The organism is Sphingobacterium psychroaquaticum (genome assembly GCF_900177625.1).
Taxonomy (GTDB): Bacteria; Bacteroidota; Bacteroidia; order Sphingobacteriales; family Sphingobacteriaceae; genus Sphingobacterium; species Sphingobacterium psychroaquaticum.
In genome coordinates, this window is sequence record NZ_FXAU01000001.1 from 512915 (window position 1) to 532185 (window position 19271).

Here is a 19271-nt window from a genome sequence, read left to right on the forward strand (position 1 = left end):
CTTTAATATATGAGACAAGGACTGTCATACGCTTAGTTATCCATGTCACAGACGAAGTTAACGAAAAAACCTGTGAAGTCATTGTACAACTCCACAGGTTCCTTTTATACATAATATTACGGGACTTAGATTTTTCGCAAAGTCACTTTTGTTGTCGATGCAGGAATAACGTAGCGACCTTGCGGATCCTTTGCCAGACCGTCGATCGTATACTTGCTTTCCGGATTAATATGTAGCAGAACGGAAGGGGTAGCCTTATCAGGCGTGCCTAGTTGTAGTTCTACGGTTTTATTTTTAGGGTGGTAAGAGAGGTTTGCAATTTCCCCTGCGTCGGCTGTCAACCATAGGTTTTCAGCGGCTAGAAAAACACGACCCCGAGAAGCCGTAGTGACTGCAATATCTATTTTTTCTTTCGACTGCTTTAAGTTTCCACTAAAGGCTAGCCAACCAAATTCAGGGTGGTTGAAAATATAGGTTCCGGCATTCACCGCATATCCGTAAAAGCCCGTTCCATAATCACCCGAAATGCCATCGTTGGCAAGTGTCGAAGGGTAGGAGTGAAATGCCGCTGGTCCGAAACCATCTTCGGTCACATTAGCTAAGGCTCCTAAGGTTCCAGCGTGTCCAACACGTAGCAAATAGAAGTCTTGTGGTTGTTGACGGTATTCTGTCAAGACCGGAATTGCGTTTAAAGCAGATCCATAATGATGCAATTGTCTCTCGATACGTGAAAGCTTACCACCATATACAAAATCCCAATACCGACGCGCACTACCATTGTAGCCCCAGTGTGGCACCGTTGGCATATACGCTAAAATAGCATTTAATGTGACGGTTGCTTTATCATCAAATCCAAAGTAACGCGACCATACATAGACTTCCTCTTGTCCGGTAGAGTCCCAAGGCATTTCGCTACCAAAAGGATAATTCAGGGATTTCCAATGTAGCGCTCTTTTCTTCATAACTTCTTCCAGTTTCGCCGCTTCGTTGGTTAAGCCTTCTTTTTTCATATCCAACAAGATCAGTAAGAAAATACTACCTTCCATCTGTCCAAATTGCGCGTAGTAAGGTGCTTTTTCAACCATTGCTATTGCGGTTTGACAGGCCCGGTCAAGATACGTTTGCCATGCTTCTTCGGTCACTAAGCCTTGGTAATTTCGGGCTAAGCGGTACATGACCCAGTGCGCTGCTGCCACATGCGGGTAATTGTACGAGCGGCCAATATTATCTGCTTCTTTTTTCGGCCATGCAGACCAAGTTTTGTAATTAATAGATTCACTGTATGTGCCTTTAGGCATGCTATCCGGTTCGTAATAAAATAAACTTTTTACCACGCCATATTGGTCCTTTCCTTCCTTGTGCTGGATACGTCCATACATGGTCTCATTGACGAAACGTTTAAGCTTTTGGATTTCCTGTGGGTTCGGTTGGACGACCTGTTTCATGATAGCGGCAAGCCAGCTTGCGGCGCCAGCCTCATCACTTAGGCCTGCATACCAGGCGCGTTGCTCTTCGGTAATCAGTTTTTTGGTTTCATAGTCATAGCTAATAACAGAAGGGGAGCGACCAAAGAGATCATTTGGATTTTCGTACCACTGTGTAGTGGTGAGGAATTGCCCCAGATCATTAACAACTTCCTGTTCGGGCTTAATGACTTTGTATTGAATGGTCTGTACCAGCCCGTCAACATAGGTGATTGTCAGTCTAGCACGCCCCCATTGATTTCCTTTTACTTGATAGGCTTGCCATTTGTTTTTCGTTTGATCTAATTTCTCGACCGTCAGTGCGCCTGTTGGAAATACATCGATGCTTTTTATCTTCTTGGCATACTGGATAAAAAGTTTTGCCGGATTGTTGGTCGGCACGACATAGCCAGGCGCTCCAATGGCAACAGGTCTTTGTTGTTGTACCAATGTTTCTTCGATCTGCCGAATGCTTGGAGCTAATGTAAAACGCACGGCATAGGTGGTAGATTGACCTTTACGTAGAACAGTGGAGGTCGGTGTATTCCATTGTTCAACACCTTTCCATTCTGTTTCAGCTAATGCTTTACTATGTATGAGCCATTCATGAAATCCCTCAAAGGTAATGCTGCGAGGCGTAGGATCGCTGTTCAAAGGATTGTAGGCTTCAAAAGAGGCATTCTCTTGCGGAATAACTAAGAGACTGGGGCCATTTCCATGTAATCTATTGATCTGAATGTAACCGGCATCTTTTCCGATATAAGGATCAAAGAAAACATTATCAGCATGTGCTGTGTCCAGGTTTTTCCAATCCATGTTATTATTAAAGATCATGGGAATCCCCAAGGCACCTATTTCGTAGTCCTGCGCGGTATTGTTGGTGATGGTAAAACGTAGGCAAAGATCGCCATTGATATTCTCCCAGTTTCGAACCACCTGTAGCGGAATATCGCCCAATGAAGCCGATATATCAGCTGCGGCAAGAACCTTTCCGGTTGCACCTAAGGGTTTCACCTGCTGACGGCTCTTTGCCGAAGAAAAGGCTGTCCAGCCGTCTGTTCCAACCGGACGTATAGATAAATTGATATCGCCCAGATGGAAAAACTTATCCCGATCGCGTTTCGTCAATAATTCATCGGGGGTATAGTCAAACTTGTTGTCATCTTTTAGTTTGAGTGAAGCAACGGTTTGAGAACTCTTTAAGATACCCAGATTGAGGTTCGTTAAGCTGAAGTTGTCAACACCTTGGTCCACACCTAAAGTTGCCGGTTGCTTTTTAATAGCTTCCCAAAATGGATTCTGTGCGTGAACAATTGTCGTTCCGCCTACAAAACCTATAGAAAGTAGTATAGCTGTTTTGATCAGTTTGTGCATAATTATTGTTCTAAATTGATGATTTTTAAAGGTAGGGTTGTAAAAAAAAATAAATCGACTGATATTTAACCAATTTTGGTCTAATCTTCACCAATATTATTTTCTTGCTTTGTTTGTGTAATTATTTACTGTAAATTACGATAACTAAATTGTAAATTGTGATTAAATGTTAATTATACACTTAACCTGAATTATGATGAAAATGATCCAATTCAATGTTCCGTCGCCGAAAAATAAATCGGTTTATGTTCAAGAAGATAATTTAAGTGAGTTTTATCCATTTTTCCATAAACATGAGGAATATCAATTCATGTGGATTGTAAAGGGAAAAGGAACATTGTATGTCGAGGATAGTTTTCACGATTTTGAAGAAGGAGATATTTTTTTATTGGGGCCTAATCAACCGCATGTATTTAAAAAGAGTATCGACGATTTGGAGGAGAATGGTGTACAGTCGGTTTCCGTCTTTTTTGATACAAATGGTACATTATCCAGTATTTTTCATACGCCCGAATTTGCGGCGTTGCTGGAGTTTGTTACCATGAGTAAAAAAGGCTTTAAGGTTCCAGAAAAATATCGGTCTCGAATAAAAAGAAGAATTGACATTATGCGGAAATCAGACATGATGAATCAGCTCGTTAGTTTTTTCTTTTTAATAAAAGAATTGTACGAGGTTTCTGATGAACTCAGACCATTGTCAGTAATAGCCATCCCGGGTAATGATGAAGGGCAGGGACGGATAAATTCAATTTGCACCTACATTAGATCCAATTTTAGACATAATATTACCTTGGAAGAGATAGCCGAACGCGCAAGTTTGACGCCGCAAGCCTTTTGTCGATATTTCAAGAAACATACAGGGCTCACTTTTGTGAATTACCTGAACCAGCTTCGTATTGAGGAGGCTTGTCAACTTATTTCTGCCGAACGTTACGAGAGTGTCGCGCTAGTCGCTTTTAATTCGGGCTTTAACAGCATAACAAATTTTAATCGCGTGTTTCGAACGGTGACCGGATTTTGTCCGAAAGAATATTACGGACAGGTTAAAAAACGGTTACAGCGGCACGTTAGTTAAAATGTGGTGACTTTTGATTAAAACCTGTGTAGCAATTCCGTGCGATAGGCCATAGTTTTGAAGAAAACATTTTAATTAATTATGGCTAGTATAAATTGGAGCGGAATATTTCCAGCTATGTTGACCCCTTTTGATGAGGACGGTAAAATTGATTTTGCAATGTTATCTATTAACATTGAAGCGCAGATTGCAGCAGGTATACACGGTATAATATTAGCCGGATCTTTAGGAGAAGCTAGCGTATTGACGCCGGGGGAGAAGTTCGAAATTTTAACACATGCTTTGCAGGTGGTTGCAGGTAGAATACCTGTTTTATTAAACATTACCGAGAATACCACTGCGGATGCTATTGCATTTGCGCAACAAGCAGAAAAATTAGGTGCAGATGGTTTGATGGTATTGCCTCCTATGCGTTACCGCGGAGATGATAGAGAAGTTGTTTCCTGGTTTAGAAGTATCGCACAGCATACGAAGCTGCCTATTTTAGTATATAATAACCCCGTTGATTACGCAACATATATTTCGTTAGATATGTTTGATGAATTGTTGCAGGAGCCTAATATACAAGCCGTAAAAGAGTCCACACGGGACTTGACCAATATTACACGATTAAAAAATCGTTTTGGTGATCGCCTGAAAATATTAGCGGGTGTGGATACCATTTTCTTGGAGTCGTTGGCTTTAGGAGCCGATGGTGTTGTTGGTGGATTGGTGGATGCATTCCCAAGAGAGACCTTCGCCATCTTTGATTATGTTAAAAAAGGAGAAGTAGATAAAGCGGTTGCTATTTACAGATGGTTTATGCCATTGTTGGAATTGGATATTCATCCGAAACTTGTGCAGTACATCAAGCTGGCAGCAGCAAAAGAAGGCTTATCTACACCATTCACAAGAGCGCCACGTTTACCGTTGGTTGGGGAAGAAGAAGTACGTGTCAATAAAGTGATCGATGATGCGTTGGCATTAAGACCACAGTTATGATTTTAGGCCTACACAGATGGTTCATGAACAAATTAATACTATAGTCCAGCAGTCAGAGGCTGGGTATCAATATTTACAACAACTATCATTGGCAGAGCGTGCAGCATTAATGCACGCTATTGCCGATGCGGTTGAAGCACTTGATGAGACGCTGATTCAAACGGCACATGAAGAGTCAGCGCTCCCTTTGGCACGCCTGCAGGGCGAAAAGGGGAGAACGGTGGGGCAGTGGCGGAGCTACGCCAATGCCATACGTACCGGTATTTATGCAGAAGCACGTATCGATAAAGCGGGTGAAGGCAAAGCCGATATTCGAAAATATAATAAAGGGATAGGGCCTGTAGCCGTTTTTGGTGCAAGCAATTTCCCTTTTGCTTTTTCTACGGCAGGAGGAGATACGGCAAGTGCGATTGGCGCTGGCTGTTCTGTCGTTTTTAAAGAACATCCCGCACACCCGCGCACATCGCAGCTAATGGCGCAGGCTATCGCTAAAGGGTTGGCCTCATACGGTGCTCCAGAATCTGTCTTTACCTATGTTCAAGGTAGTTCCCATGCTATAGGAGAAGCTTTAGTGCTCCACCCGGCAATCAAAGCCGTTGCCTTCACGGGGTCTTTTCAGGGAGGAAAGGCATTGTTTGACTTGGGTGCCAAGCGGGCGGAACCTATTCCTGTTTTTTCTGAAATGGGAAGCGTCAATCCAGTTTTTGCTTTTCCAGAATATTTAGCGGCGAATCCACAAACGTTGGCGGCTCAATATATTGGCTCACTCACATTAGGTGTAGGACAGTTTTGTACAAACCCGGGTGTTTTTTTAGCCGTGTCGGGAGAGGCCTTCCAGGCTTTTAAATTAGCGGTTAGTGCAGAAATAAACAATATAAGTGAAGCAAAAATGCTTCATGAAGGTATTCAGAAAGCCTACGATCATGGGAAGCATAAACTAACAGGACAGCCCGAGGTGTCTCTATTGGCAACCGGACAGGTGGGAACTGCCACTCTTGCACAAGCAGCGGTATTTGTGACCACAGGAAAAGCTTTTTTAACGAACGAACATCTTTCTGAAGAAGTTTTTGGTCCAACCGGACTTTTGGTGGAGTGTGCAGATGCAGCCGAAATGTATCACATTCTGGATCGCTTATCCGGACAGCTTACCATTACGTTTGCAGCAACAGACACTGATGTTGCGGAACATAAGAACTTTTTTATGCGGGCACAAGAGAAGTGTGGGCGGTTACTGTTTAATGGTATGCCGACTGGTGTGGAAGTGGTATATGGTATGCACCATGGAGGCCCTTTTCCAGCAACGACTGATGCACGGTTTACTTCCGTAGGTCCCGATGCGGTGAAGCGATTTTTGCGTCCTGTCAGTTTTCAGAATTGGCCAAATACCTTTCTACCAGCAGAACTACAAGAGGAAAACCCGCTCCAGATCGCACGCATTGTAGATGGGCAATACCGAATCGATTAAGTAACGAATAAAAATGAAGAAGACTTTTTTTTGTATAGACTCACATACCTGTGGTTGTCCGGTTAGACTGGTGACTGGTGGTACGCCGTTGCTCCATGGAAATACCATGATGGAACGGCGTTTACACTTTATGGCGGAATACGACTGGATTCGAAAAGGACTGATGTTTGAACCGCGAGGACATGATATGATGAGTGGTAGTATGTTGTATCCGCCAGCGGATAGTGCGAACGATATCGGCGTGCTTTACATTGAAACTAGCGGTTGTTTACCGATGTGTGGACACGGTACAATTGGTACCGTAACTATTGCAATCGAGGAAGGCTTAGTGATTCCTAAAGTGCCCGAAAAACTTCGTCTGGAAACGCCGGCGGGCTTGGTCTTGATTGATTACAAACAAACGGGTGCTAAAGTCGATACGGTAAAACTTACCAATGTACGTTCTTTTTTACACAGTGAGGATCTGGTTGTAGACTGTCCGGATCTGGGTGAAATAAGGGTGGATGTAGCTTATGGTGGGAATTTTTACGGTATTATAGATCCACAAGAGAATTTTGAAGATATCAGCGTTTTTACAGCAAGTCAACTGATTCATTATGGAAAATTGATTCGTACCCTACTCAATGAAAAATATGAATTTATTCATCCAGAGAATGCACATATCCATGGTTTAACGCATGTTCAATGGACAGGAAAGCCTACGAAGGCTAATTCTTCGGGAAGGAACGCTGTTTTAGTGGGCGAAAATGCATTGGATCGCTCACCTTGTGGTACCGGAACATCGGCACGTATGGCGCAGTGGTATGCGAAGGGGAAGCTTAAGCCTGGACAAGAGTTTGTACATGAGAGCTATATCGGTTCACAATTTATCGGAAAGATAGAGGAGACAGTGACCGTAGCAAATAAACCAGCCATTGTTCCTTCTATAGAAGGATGGGCACGAATTACAGGATACAATACGATCATTATTGATGACGATGATCCCTACAAAGAGGGATTCCAAGTGATGTAAAAATATAGACGAAAACAAGACAGTGAGCCAAGATAAAGGTACAGTATTGATTATTGGAGCAGGGATAGCTGGGCTATCCTCCGCTTTTTATTTGTTGCAGGATGGTTGGAAAGTGACCATTCTCGAAAAAGGTAACCTGGACGATAATTGTTCCTACGGCAATGCAGGAATGATTGTGCCCAGTCATTTTACTCCATTAGCGGCTCCTGGCATGGTATCACAGGGCATCAAGTGGATGTTCGACCGCAAGAGCCCCTTTTATGTACGACCTAACCTCAGTTGGAACCTATTGGACTGGGGAATGAAGTTCATGAAATATGCGAATAAACAGCATGTCGAAAAACAAGCTGTCGCGATTCGGGACTTAAACCTTTATAGCAGTAAGCTTTATGATGCTCTTTCAAATCAACCTGATTTTGACTTTGAACTGGAGCAGAATGGTATTATCATGCTGTTCAAGAGCAAGGAGGTTCAACACGAGGAAGTGGAGCTGGCGAAGCGTGCGCAGGATCTGCAGCTTGATGTATCCATTCTGGATGCGGCGGAAGTGCAAGCCTTGGAGCCGAACCTGAAATTGGATGTCCTTGGTGCAGCTTTCTACAAGTGTGATGGAAAGTTATATCCACCGAAGCTGATGCGTCAACTTATTAACTACCTAAAATCAGGTGGCGTAACATTTCATGAGCATGTCGATGTATTACGTTTTGTGAAGGAAGGTAGTAAAGTACGCGAAGTGATAACCGATAAAGGAAGCTTTTCGGGGGACGAGGTTATTATAGCGACGGGTGCTTATTTACCTCAATTAACAGCAAAGCTTGGTTTAAAAACACCTTTAATGCCCGGAAAAGGATACTCCTTTATGTATAATCCGGCAGAAGGAACCACCTTGAAACATGCTGCATTATTGTTAGAGGCACGTGTTGCCGTGACGCCTATGAATGGACATATCCGCTTTAGTGGAACCATGGAGCTTGGTTCTGCCAATGATACCATCTATAGAAATCGAGTACAGGGAATCGTCGAATCAATTCCTAAATACATGCCCGATATTCAAGTTGCCTATCCGGAAGATAAAATTTGGTTTGGTTACCGACCTTGTCCGCCAGATGGTCTTCCTTACCTGGGGCGTGTCGGAAAAATATCGAATGTGAGCCTAGCTGGCGGTGGTGGAATGATGGGGTTGAGCCTGGGCCCTGCATTTGGGAAAGCAGTAGCCGATATCCTTTCCGGAAGACCTACAGAAACTGATATTTCCAACTTTCGCCCCGATCGATTTGATTAACAGACGATAAACCCAAAATTATGATAAACCCACGTTCCTTAACCAAAAAGACAGCAATCTGCTTAGCATTGCTGTTCGCTCAACATACTGTGATGGCACAAAAGCAAAACAGCAAGCAAAACCAAGACCTAAACCAAGCCCCAAACCCAAACCTAAACCTTAATTTATATCAGCACACAACCCCCATTGAACCTCTAATCGTCCAATACAGTCATGACGTACAGGCTATTAACTATTTTTATGGGCCAATGCCGAAAGGATGGGGAAATCAGAGCGCAGCAGAATCACCGGAACAAGTGCAACGGTTGCTTACGTTGGATCGGCTCTATTTGGAAAAGCTACAAGCCTTTCCATATAAGGCGTTGGATAGTAATGGGCAAGTAGATTTTGTGTTGCTAAAACGGAAGGTGAAGCAAGATATTGAACGCCTGACAGCACAACAGGAGACGTATCAACGGTTGTCATCGTACCTTCCGTTTGCGTCAAAAATATATGATTTTGAAAAACTTCGCAGACGCGGAACGACGATAGAGGGAGAGCAGCTGGCTAAATCTATGACAACCGCCGCGAAAGAAGTAAAGGGCGCGATTCAGCAGGTATCTTCGGTGGCAACTATATCGTATAAGGACGTCGATTTTTTGAAGGACGTGCTGCACAGTTTAAAATTACGCTTAAACAGTTCGTTTGATTTTTACAACGGTTATGACCCCATGTTTACCTGGTGGGGCCCTGCTCCACATAAGGAACTTTTAGGACAGTTGGATGCCTATAGTGAGCTGCTCACGAGTAAGAGCGACTGGAAAGTGTTTGACGACGGGAGTCAAATTGGAGGAGCGCCTATTGGGCGAGACGAACTGAATAAGCAGTTAAAAGAAGAGATGATTGCCTATACGGCAGATGATCTATTGCGGCTTGCCGATAAGGAATTTGCTTGGTGTGAGGCTGAATTGCTCAAGGCCTCCCAGGAAATGGGTTTTGGAAAAGATTGGAAGGCTGCACAAGAGAAGGTGAAAAACAGTTATGTGCCGGAGGGTAAGCAGCCGGAGTTGATTTTGAAGTTGTATAACGACGCGCAGGAGTTTATTCGTAAAAACGATTTGATGGATATCCCCGAACTTGCTGATGAAACCTGGGGCATGATTATGATGACGCCTGAACGGCAATTGGTGAACCCTTTCTTTACGGGGGGACGGGAGATTAGTATTTCTTATCCAACAGGAGAGATGACGCAGGAGCAGAAGCTGATGAGTATGCGTGGAAATAACCCGTATTTCTCGCGAGGCACCGTGCAACATGAGCTCAATCCGGGGCATCATTTACAGTATTTTATGAATCGTCGGCATAAGCCTTACCGGGAGCGGGCCTTTAATACCCCTTTTTGGACCGAAGGATGGACATTATATTGGGAGCTGTTAATGTACGACAAAGGGTTTGCCCACACGCCAGAAGAGCGTATCGGTATGCTTTTTTGGCGTATGCACCGTTGTGCCCGTATTACCTTTAGTATTAAGTTCCACTTAGGGGAATGGACGCCCCAGCAGTGCATCGATTATTTAGTGGACCGCGTTGGTTTTGAAAAGGCAAATGCACATGGTGAAGTGAAACGTTCTTTTGAAGGAAGTTATAGTCCACTTTATCAATTGGCCTATTTGGTTGGAGGGTTGCAGTTGATGCAGATTAAACATGAGTTAGTCGATACCGGTAAGTTAACGTACAAAGCGTTTCATGATCGGGTAATCAAGGAGAACTATATGCCGATGGAAATGCTTCGTGCTATTCTGACCAATCAGAACCTATCGCCCGATCATGAGACCGTATGGAAATTTTACGATTTTAAATAAGCAGAGCGATGGAGCAACCGAAACAGTCTTTTCAAAAATCGATGAGCCTACTTGATGCAACCATGTTGGTTGCTGGAAGTATGATTGGTTCCGGAATTTTTATCGTATCGGCGGATATCTCGAGGCATACAGGATCTGCCGGTTGGATGATGTTGATTTGGGTCATCTGTGGTTTTATGACATTGACCGCCGCTTTGACCTATGGTGAATTAAGTGCCATGTTCCCCAAAGCCGGTGGACAGTATGTATATCTTCGCGAAGCGTATAACCCGCTGGTTAGTTTCGTGTTTGGCTGGACCTTTTTTGCCGTCATTCAAACAGCAACCATTGCGGCGGTGGGTGTGGCATTTGCTAAATTTACAGCATATTTATTTCCTTCCCTTGATGAAGATGTCTACTTGCTCACCTTGGGGGATTATCAAATTTCTTCCGCACAGGTCGTGGCTATAGCGGTTATTACCTTATTGACCTTCATTAATTCCCGTGGTATCAATAGCGGTAAGCTCGTACAGACAACATTAACATTGATCAAAATAGCAAGCTTACTTCTGTTGATATTATTTGGTTTCTTAGCTTTTAAGCATGAAATATGGCATGTCAATTGGAATGCTGAGGATATGTGGAGCCTGCGGCGGTTGAATGTAGACGGAACCTATGAATCCTACAGTACCTTTGGTGCTTTTGGTGCCATTTCGGCGGCGATGGTGGGCGCTTTATTCAGTAGTGATTCGTGGCATTCATCCTCTTCAGTAGCCGGGGAGATTAAAAATCCGAAACGGAATATAGGACTTAGTCTGGCACTGGGGACGACCATTGTAACGGTAATTTATCTGTTAACCAATTTGATGTATACCGCTATTCTTGACCTACCGCAGATGGCAAGTGCCGCTAAAGACCGCGTAGCCATGAGCGCGGCGCAGGAGATTTTTGGGCCGTTTGGGATTACGATTATAGCCGTGATGATTATGGTCAGTACTTTTGGTTGTAATAACGGTATTATTCTTGCTGGTGCGCGTGTTTATTACTCGATGGCGCAAGATGGCTTGTTCTTTAAGAAAGTGGGCAACCTCAATAAAAATGCTGTTCCCGCCTATGGACTATGGCTACAGTGCGTCATCGCCTGTATGTGGTGCTTAAGTGGTAAATATGGTGATCTATTGGATATGATTACGTGCGTGGTAGTGGTGTTTTATGTCCTGGCAGTAGCCGGTGTTATCCGTCTGCGCTATACGCGTCCGGATTTGGAGCGTCCCTATAAAGCTTTTGGGTATCCCTATCTACCTATTATCTATATCCTGATGGGAATCGCGTTTATTGTACTTATGTTAATCTATAAGCCAGATTATACCGTGCCGGGGATTCTCATCACGTTGGCTGGGGTGCCGATTTTTTATTTTGTGAATAGTAAAGTTAAAAAGAATGTTTAGAACAAGATTTAATATCCTATTGTGTTTAGCCCTTTCTGTGGCACAGGGTTTCGCACAGGGAACCGTTGATGACTATAAGCGAGCAAAGGATTTGCGTGGATTAATTAGTAATAAGGTATACCATGCACCTTCGCAAATTAAATGGAACGAGTCGGGAGATTTGTTGTGGTACGAAAAGAATACAGTACATGGAAAAGAGTTTGTTTTGGTGGATACAAAAAGCAAGACAAAATCGGAATTGTTCCAAGTGACGGAGGTCGTTGAGGCCTTGAAGAGCGATTTAAAAAAAGATATTGACCCACGTAGTATTGGGGGCGACCGTATCAAAGTAATTGACCGATCCACTGTCGAATTGGAGGCTGAGGGATCGGTATGGTCATGGGATCGATCTACTAAAAAAATAACAAAAAAAGAAGGAGCCCGGGATAACCGTCGAGGTGGATATTGGGGACAGCGTTATGATGATAGCAAAGGAGAGCCGGTAGAATCACCCGATAAGTCTCGCGTGGCTTTTATCAAAAACAGTAATCTTTATGTAGCGCCAAAAGGAAATTTAAAAGCCGAACGACAACTCACTTTTGACGGTAGTCCGGGGGAGTATTATGCGGCGCATATCCAGTGGTCGCCAGATGGAAAAAAAATTGCTGCCAGTAAAGTTCGTAAAGCAGAAGTGCGGATCTTGACTTTGCTGGAATCTTCTCCAGGAGATCAATTACAGCCGAAATTACAAACACGGGATTATCCAAAACCAGGAGATGCTTTGTCACAATATTATCCGGTTATCTATAACCTGGAAAGCAATCAGTTATTTGCTTGTCCTACATGGCTGATCGAAAACCAGTTTTCCATTGGACGCCTCGAGTGGCGAAAAGATAGCCGAGCGTTAACTTTTGAATATAACAAGCGGGGGCATCAGCAATATGCTGTTGTGGAGCTCGATGCGACACAGGGGCGTAGCCGTTATTTGATTAATGAGACCAATAAAACCTTTATTGATTATAGCGGAAAGCGGTACCGCGAAGATCTGCAAGATGGCAAAGAGATAATCTGGGCTTCGGAGCGCGATGGATGGAATCACCTGTACCGTTACGATGGAACAACAGGAGCTGTTATAAATCAGATCACAAAAGGAGAGTGGGTTGTTCGTAAAGTGGTTCATGTGGATGAAACACGTAAAGAAATTATTTTTGAAGGAAGCGGCAAAAATAAAGACCAAGACCCTTATTTTATTCAGTACTATAGTATTGGTTTTGATGGTCAAAATCTACGCGAATTGACACGGGAGAATGGTAATCATACCGCATATTTTAACAACGATCATAGCTATTTTGTAGATACCTATTCACGGATCGACGAGGCACCGACTACGGTGTTGAGAGACCGCTCTGGAAAGGTAATTATAGATTTAGAAAAAGCCGATGATCAAGCGTTGAAAGCTACGGGCTGGAAAGCCCCCGAAGTGTTTACTGCAAAGGCACGTGATGGTAAATCCGATATTTGGGGTATAATTATTCGTCCGACTAACTTCGATCCGCAGAAGAAATACCCTGTAATTGAATATATCTACGCCGGACCACACAGCTCTTTTGTTCCGAAAACATTTATTCCAAACCCGAGTGGGATGCAAGAGTTGGCAGAGCTTGGTTTTATCGTTGTACAAATCGATGGAATGGGAACATCTAATCGTTCGAAGGCCTTTCAGGATGTATGTTGGAAAAATCTGAAAGACGCCGGCTTTCCCGATCGTATTCTTTGGATGAAAGATGCAGCCAAGAAATATCCGTATATGGATTTAGAGAAAGTTGGTATTTATGGTACATCAGCAGGAGGTCAAAGTTCGACAGCGGCTCTATTATTTCACCCAGAGTTTTATAAAGTAGGTGTCTCATCGTGCGGATGCCACGATAACCGGATGGATAAAATTTGGTGGAATGAACAGTGGATGGGGTGGCCGATTGGTCCCGAGTATGCAGCTTGTTCCAATATTGATAACGCCGATAAATTGCAAGGTAAGCTGATGCTTATTGTTGGTGAATTAGATGACAATGTCGACCCAGCATCGACCTACCAGCTGACCAACGCGTTGATAAAAGCAAATAAAGAACATGAGCTTATTATGGTTCCTGGAATGGGGCACTCCTCCGGTGGAGATTATGGAGAGAAAAAGCGTCGCGATTTCTTTGTTAAAAATCTCTTAGAGGTTAATCCCCCTGCCTGGAACGCTATACCATAAGAATAAATTTTATGCTATTAGGGTTTAAATAACCGGATACATTTTTAGTTTAGTTTGAAGTCAAGAGGTCTTGCGATATACGTAAGGCCTCTTTTTTTTGATGTCTCCACGGTGAATAAATGGTTAAGAATTGGTAAAGGTTTGTTAAAATAAGTGTTATTATAACATTTAATAAAAAATAACTTAGTTGTTATAAATTACCAGATTTAAACCAAGCATGAAAAAAATTATTTCGTACCTATTGCTAACCTGTCTTTTAATGACGGGCCTGTATGCACAGGAGCGTATTCTATTGAAAGGAAAGGTGCTCAACCCACTTGGGGAGGGCATTCCGGGAGCAACGTTACAGCTCCAAGGCACAAATCAGAAACAATCATCAGAAAACGATGGATCCTTTTCTCTGAGCTACCAAAAGGGAGCCAGTTTATTGGTCACAGCTGTTGGCTACGCCTCCAAAACGATCGTACTGACAACAGAGTCATCCTTAACCATTAACTTATCCGTTTTTTCGGAAGCCATTGATGAAGTCGTCGTCGTCGGTTACGGTACCCAAAAGAAGGGCGAGGTGACTAGCGCAATTGCAAGTGTAAAAGCAGAGGATTTTACACAAGGTGCTGTAAAAGATGCGGGTCAGCTCATTCAAGGTAAAGTAGCCGGGTTACGGATTACAACTCCGAATGGAGATCCCAATTCGTCTTCGCAAATTAACCTTCGGGGCTTAAATTCTATTAATGGTTCACAAGATCCATTGGTTATTATCGACGGAATCCCAGGAAACCTGAATACGGTGGCACCGGAAGATATAGAATCAATAGATGTCTTGAAAGATGGTTCGGCTGCGGCGATCTATGGTACACGCGCAACAAGCGGTGTGATCTTGATCACCACGCGTAAGAATAGATCCAACGATAATCGTACTTCTATCGAGTATAACAACTACGCCAACCTACAGACGTTATTCCGTAAACCGGATATGATGACAGCGGATGACTATAAGCGGCTGATTGGGGAGGGCGTAAAATATACCGATTTAGGAAGCTCAACGAATTGGATTGATGAAGTCACCCAGAACCCATTCAGTCATAACCACAATGTGACCCTTTTTGGTGGTAATGCACGAACAAACTTTACGGGCTCGGTCAATTATAGAGACTGGGAAGGTGTATTATTGAAAAGTGGACAGGAACGTCTCAATATACGTGCGGATCTAAACCACGAAATGTTTGATGGGAAGCTTCGCACCAATATGCAGGTTATTAATCGGAGTACCACAGCTAAGCAGGGTGGTTCGTCGGATTATATGTGGCGCCAAGCGATTATCCGGAACCCTACAGATCGTGTATTTAACGATCAAGGAAAATGGCAAGAGAATAATGCGTATATGTACGATAATCCCTTAGGTATGATCCACGAGACGGTAAATGATCGTATTTTTCGCGAAACCCGAATGAATGGATCCTTGGAGTATCGACCGATTCAGGACTTGAGTTTAAAGATGTTGTTATCACGTGTACAGCAGAACGATCTATACGGAAACTCGACCTCCTTTGATCATGTGAATACAACAAAAAATAACCTGAATGGAACAGCCTCTCGGAGTACATCGGCGATGGTTGAAAACCTGATGGAGCTAACGGCAAATTACAATAAGACGTTTGGTCTTCATAAACTCGGTGTTTTAGGTGGTTATAGTTGGCAGGATAATACAGCAGAGAACTTCTATGCTTACAATTTTGACTTCCCAACGGATAATTACAGTTATAATAAATTAGAGTCAGGGATGGCGCTTCAACGCGGAATGGCGTCGATGACCAGTGGAAAGAGTCAATGGAAACTAGCGGGTTTCTTTGCGCGCGCGACGTATAGCTATAAGGAGCGGTATATGGCGATGGCGAGTATTCGTAGAGAGGGATCCTCAACATTTGGAGAGAACAATAAGTGGGGAAATTTTCCAGCTATTTCACTAGGTTGGGATATGGCGAAGGAACCTTTTATGGAAGAGGTCAAAGCCATTAATCAATTGAAGTTACGTGCCGGATTTGGGGTAACAGGAACGATTGCTTCTTCTTCGTATATGTCGCAAACGAGTTATAATTTTGACCGTGGCCAGGGCGCATATATCAATGGTAAATGGGTTCCTGGATTTGTACCGGTACGAAATTTCAACCCCGATCTGAAATGGGAAAAGAAGCATGAATATAATGTCGGGTTAGACTTTAGTATGCTTAATAATCGTGTTTATGGTTCGGTAGATTATTACTCCCGTCGTATAAAAGACCTTTTGTATCAGTTCAGCGTTCCTTCACCACCTTATTTGTATTCGAGCATGATGTTGAATGCCGGAGAAATGAGTAACAGTGGTGTGGAGGTCTTGATCAATGTCGATGCCGTGCGGAAAGAAAATTTCAAATGGAAGACAGGACTTACCTTTTCTACAAACAAAAATAAGCTGATTAATCTTTCGAACGATGCATTTAATGTAACGGTACCTTTCTTTGAAGCAGGATATACAGGGGAGCCTATTCAGATTGCGACACACAGGGTGGAGGTAGGACGTTCCATTGGTGACTTTTATGTTTGGAAGACCGTTGGTGTTGATGATAATGGAAAGTGGCTGGTAGAAAGTAAGACCGGAGAAGCGGTAACCATGGCGGATGCGACACCGGATGATCGTCAGTATTATGGAAATGGTATCCCGGACTTTAACTTGGGTTGGAATAACAGCTTTAACTATAAGAATATTGACTTTAGTTTCACCCTACGGGGGGCTTTTGGGCACCAAGTTCTGAATATGACCCGCATGTATTATGAAAACCCAATCAATAAAGCTTACAATGCACTAAAGACGGCTTATGACCCTGTTTATGGTAAAACGTTGAATAATGACTTGGTGTATGTCTCGCACTATATTGAGGATGCTGACTTTGTGAAATTGGATAATGTGACCTTAGGCTATAGTTTTAAACCGCAGGCGATAAAGGGTATAAATCGTTTGCGTTTATATGTTTCCGGATTGAACCTGATGACCATCACAGGGTATAAAGGACTGGATCCGGAGGCGACAAGCTACTCGGGGGATTTCACTTTTGCACCAGGTATTGAACACCGGGATCGTTACCCGACGACACGGACATTTACGGCAGGTCTGAACGTTACATTTTAATCTTGAAATTATGTCTAGAAATAATAAATATATATGGATGACAGCGCTTGTAGGATTTGGGCTGCTATCTTTTAACTCCTGTACGGATCTTTCCGAAGAAGTATTCTCGGAAGTGCTCGAGAAGGAATATCAACCACAAGAGCGTGATTTGCCGACAATTTTAGCACCGGTTTATGCGTCCTTTAGAAACCTGATGTTTGGCTGGCAAGGGTATTTTGACTTACAAGAAGAATCGGCGGATCATATTATCACGCCTGTACGCCCGAATGGTTGGGACGATGCCGGGACATATCGACGGATGCACCAGCATACGTGGACCACTATACAGTGGCAGCCTTACAATACCTGGCAGCAAGCATATTCCAGTATAACGAAGGCGAATCGGGTCATTATGCAGATTGAAGACGGTACTTTACCGCTTCCGGAAAGCGTGGGTAAATCGGCAATTGCAGAGCTGCGTGCCGCTCGTGCATTAGCCTATTACCTGCTGTTGGATAACCATGGCAATGTCCCTATTGTTACGGACTACCGTGACGTTAGCCTTCCAGAACAAAAAACGCGTAAGGAAGTGTATGATTTCGTGGTGAATGAGTTGACAACCGTTATCCCGCTTTTATCGAATGAAGTAGGCAGTATGTACGGTCGTATGAATGTATGGGCAGCCCGTGCGCTGCTGGCGAAAGTTTATTTAAATTCTGAAGTTTACGTCGGTGTATCGTCGTGGGATAAGGTGATTAGTCTGACAGATGATATTATCAATGCAAATAAATATCGTTTGGATACAGAATACAAGAGTGTCTTTTCTCCAACGAATCAAAATTCACCTGAGATCATCTTTTCTGTTCCCTACGACGAAGTGTATGGACAGGGGAGCCAAATACATATGAAGACCCTAGATCCGCTTAGTCGATTGGTGTATAATATGGCTGCTGGTCCTTGGGGCGGTAATTGCGCTGTACCACAGTTTATCGATAGCTACGACAAGGAAGACCAAAGACTCTACGACAGTTGGATTCAGGGGCCACAGTACCATGCCACAACAGGGGAACTTGTGATAACGTACGAAAAAGCTGTTCCAGGGATTGGTGGAGACGGCACCATCGCTGCTTCTAATGCGGGGTATCGTATTGGTAAGTATGAGATAAAGAAAGGAGCGACTAACAATTTGGATAACGATTATCCGATGTTTAGGTATGCCGATGTGCTATTGATGAAAGCGGAAGCCTTGCTTCGTACAGGGCGTGAAAGTGATGCCGCAGTTTTAGTGAGCCAAGTGCGTGAACGTGCCTTCAGGGCGAATCCGACAAAAGCTACGGTTTCGGGCGCGGACCTTCTTGGGGGAAGTAAATACAATTATGGATTACAGAACAAAGATGGTAGTGTTGCGGGCACAAATGGGGGACAGGATATTAAGTATGGACGCTTCTTGGATGAACTTGGCTGGGAATTTACGGCGGAGGCACATCGACGCCAAGATATTATTCGTTTTGGTGTCTTTCAGACGAAGTCTTGGTTCAATCATGCACCACATGCGAACGCACAAAGTCGCACCTTGTTTCCTATTCCAAATGATGAAATCAATAAAAATCCGAAATTAAAACAAAACACAGGCTACTAATGTGTGGTGCTTTTACGTACATATACCTTAAAAAGTCTCATTTCTAAAACAAATGTGTCCCTCTCGACGTCTAATATTGGGAGGGACACATATTATGTCGTTAATCAATCGAAAAATAATTCCCTATAACAGAGGTTATTCGCAATAAACTTCAAAAAAAAGTACGCTAGGGTTTGCATTTTAAAAGGATTTACCTACCTTTGCATCACTCCAAACAACGAAGGATACTTCGAAAAAAGAAAGAGTAAAGATTCCGTAGCTCAGCTGGTAGAGCAATACACTTTTAATGTATGGGTCCTGGGTTCGAATCCCAGCGGGATCACAAAAAAGCAACTTC

11 protein-coding genes and 1 tRNA gene are annotated in these 19271 nt (G+C 43.4%); 11 read left to right on the top strand and 1 reads right to left on the bottom strand.

Translation table 11 applies throughout. The features are described from left to right. Positions 1-125: 125 nt before the first annotated feature. Complete coding sequence (locus tag B9Y69_RS01995; protein ID WP_085471327.1) at positions 126-2837, bottom strand: DUF5695 domain-containing protein; 2712 nt, start codon at positions 2835-2837, stop codon at positions 126-128. Between the two features lie 193 nt (positions 2838-3030). On the opposite strand from B9Y69_RS01995, the gene B9Y69_RS02000 reads away from it, so the two are divergent. From B9Y69_RS02000 to B9Y69_RS02050, 11 genes are all read left to right on the top strand, one after another. After that, entirely contained in the window at positions 3031-3912 is an 882-nt protein-coding gene (locus B9Y69_RS02000) for an AraC family transcriptional regulator (protein WP_085471328.1), read from the top strand. Between the two features lie 81 nt (positions 3913-3993). Continuing rightward, positions 3994-4893, top strand: coding sequence for a dihydrodipicolinate synthase family protein (locus B9Y69_RS02005; protein ID WP_085471329.1), 900 nt, complete (start codon positions 3994-3996; stop codon positions 4891-4893). 16 nt (positions 4894-4909) lie between these two features. Then, positions 4910-6358, top strand: coding sequence for an aldehyde dehydrogenase (NADP(+)) (locus B9Y69_RS02010; RefSeq protein ID WP_085471330.1), 1449 nt, complete (start codon positions 4910-4912; stop codon positions 6356-6358). Between the two features lie 13 nt (positions 6359-6371). Then, complete coding sequence (locus B9Y69_RS02015) at positions 6372-7370, top strand: 4-hydroxyproline epimerase (RefSeq protein WP_085471331.1); 999 nt, start codon at positions 6372-6374, stop codon at positions 7368-7370. A 22-nt stretch (positions 7371-7392) separates the two neighbouring features. Continuing rightward, positions 7393-8652, top strand: coding sequence for an NAD(P)/FAD-dependent oxidoreductase (locus tag B9Y69_RS02020; protein ID WP_085471332.1), 1260 nt, complete (start codon positions 7393-7395; stop codon positions 8650-8652). 20 nt (positions 8653-8672) lie between these two features. Next, positions 8673-10493, top strand: coding sequence for a DUF885 family protein (locus tag B9Y69_RS02025; RefSeq protein ID WP_200811729.1), 1821 nt, complete (start codon positions 8673-8675; stop codon positions 10491-10493). Positions 10494-10501: 8 nt separating this feature from the next. After that, complete coding sequence (locus B9Y69_RS02030) at positions 10502-11920, top strand: APC family permease (RefSeq protein WP_085471333.1); 1419 nt, start codon at positions 10502-10504, stop codon at positions 11918-11920. Then, a complete protein-coding gene (locus B9Y69_RS02035) occupies positions 11913-14153 on the top strand; it encodes a S9 family peptidase (RefSeq protein ID WP_085471334.1) in 2241 nt (746 codons plus the stop codon). Before B9Y69_RS02030 ends, B9Y69_RS02035 begins: the two co-directional genes overlap by 8 nt. Before the next feature lie 217 nt (positions 14154-14370). Further along, positions 14371-17316, top strand: coding sequence for a SusC/RagA family TonB-linked outer membrane protein (locus tag B9Y69_RS02040; RefSeq protein ID WP_085471335.1), 2946 nt, complete (start codon positions 14371-14373; stop codon positions 17314-17316). 10 nt (positions 17317-17326) lie between these two features. Beyond that, positions 17327-18934: a RagB/SusD family nutrient uptake outer membrane protein gene (locus tag B9Y69_RS02045; RefSeq protein WP_200811730.1), complete on the top strand. Its 1608-nt coding sequence runs from the start codon at positions 17327-17329 to the stop codon at positions 18932-18934. A 249-nt stretch (positions 18935-19183) separates the two neighbouring features. Continuing rightward, a tRNA-Lys gene (locus B9Y69_RS02050) sits at positions 19184-19256 on the top strand. The last annotated feature ends 15 nt before the right edge of the window (positions 19257-19271 follow it).

What these genes read in the sequence shown, in the direction of transcription:
- B9Y69_RS01995 (WP_085471327.1), bottom strand. Translation starts at nt 2,837, where the DNA reads ATGCACAAACTGATCAAAACAGCTATACTACTTTCTATAGGTTTTGTA.
- B9Y69_RS02000 (WP_085471328.1), top strand. Translation starts at nt 3,031, where the DNA reads ATGATGAAAATGATCCAATTCAATGTTCCGTCGCCGAAAAATAAATCG.
- B9Y69_RS02005 (WP_085471329.1), top strand. Translation starts at nt 3,994, where the DNA reads ATGGCTAGTATAAATTGGAGCGGAATATTTCCAGCTATGTTGACCCCT.
- B9Y69_RS02010 (WP_085471330.1), top strand. Translation starts at nt 4,910, where the DNA reads ATGGTTCATGAACAAATTAATACTATAGTCCAGCAGTCAGAGGCTGGG.
- B9Y69_RS02015 (WP_085471331.1), top strand. Translation starts at nt 6,372, where the DNA reads ATGAAGAAGACTTTTTTTTGTATAGACTCACATACCTGTGGTTGTCCG.
- B9Y69_RS02025 (WP_200811729.1), top strand. Translation starts at nt 8,673, where the DNA reads ATGATAAACCCACGTTCCTTAACCAAAAAGACAGCAATCTGCTTAGCA.
- B9Y69_RS02030 (WP_085471333.1), top strand. Translation starts at nt 10,502, where the DNA reads ATGGAGCAACCGAAACAGTCTTTTCAAAAATCGATGAGCCTACTTGAT.
- B9Y69_RS02035 (WP_085471334.1), top strand. Translation starts at nt 11,913, where the DNA reads ATGTTTAGAACAAGATTTAATATCCTATTGTGTTTAGCCCTTTCTGTG.
- B9Y69_RS02040 (WP_085471335.1), top strand. Translation starts at nt 14,371, where the DNA reads ATGAAAAAAATTATTTCGTACCTATTGCTAACCTGTCTTTTAATGACG.
- B9Y69_RS02045 (WP_200811730.1), top strand. Translation starts at nt 17,327, where the DNA reads ATGTCTAGAAATAATAAATATATATGGATGACAGCGCTTGTAGGATTT.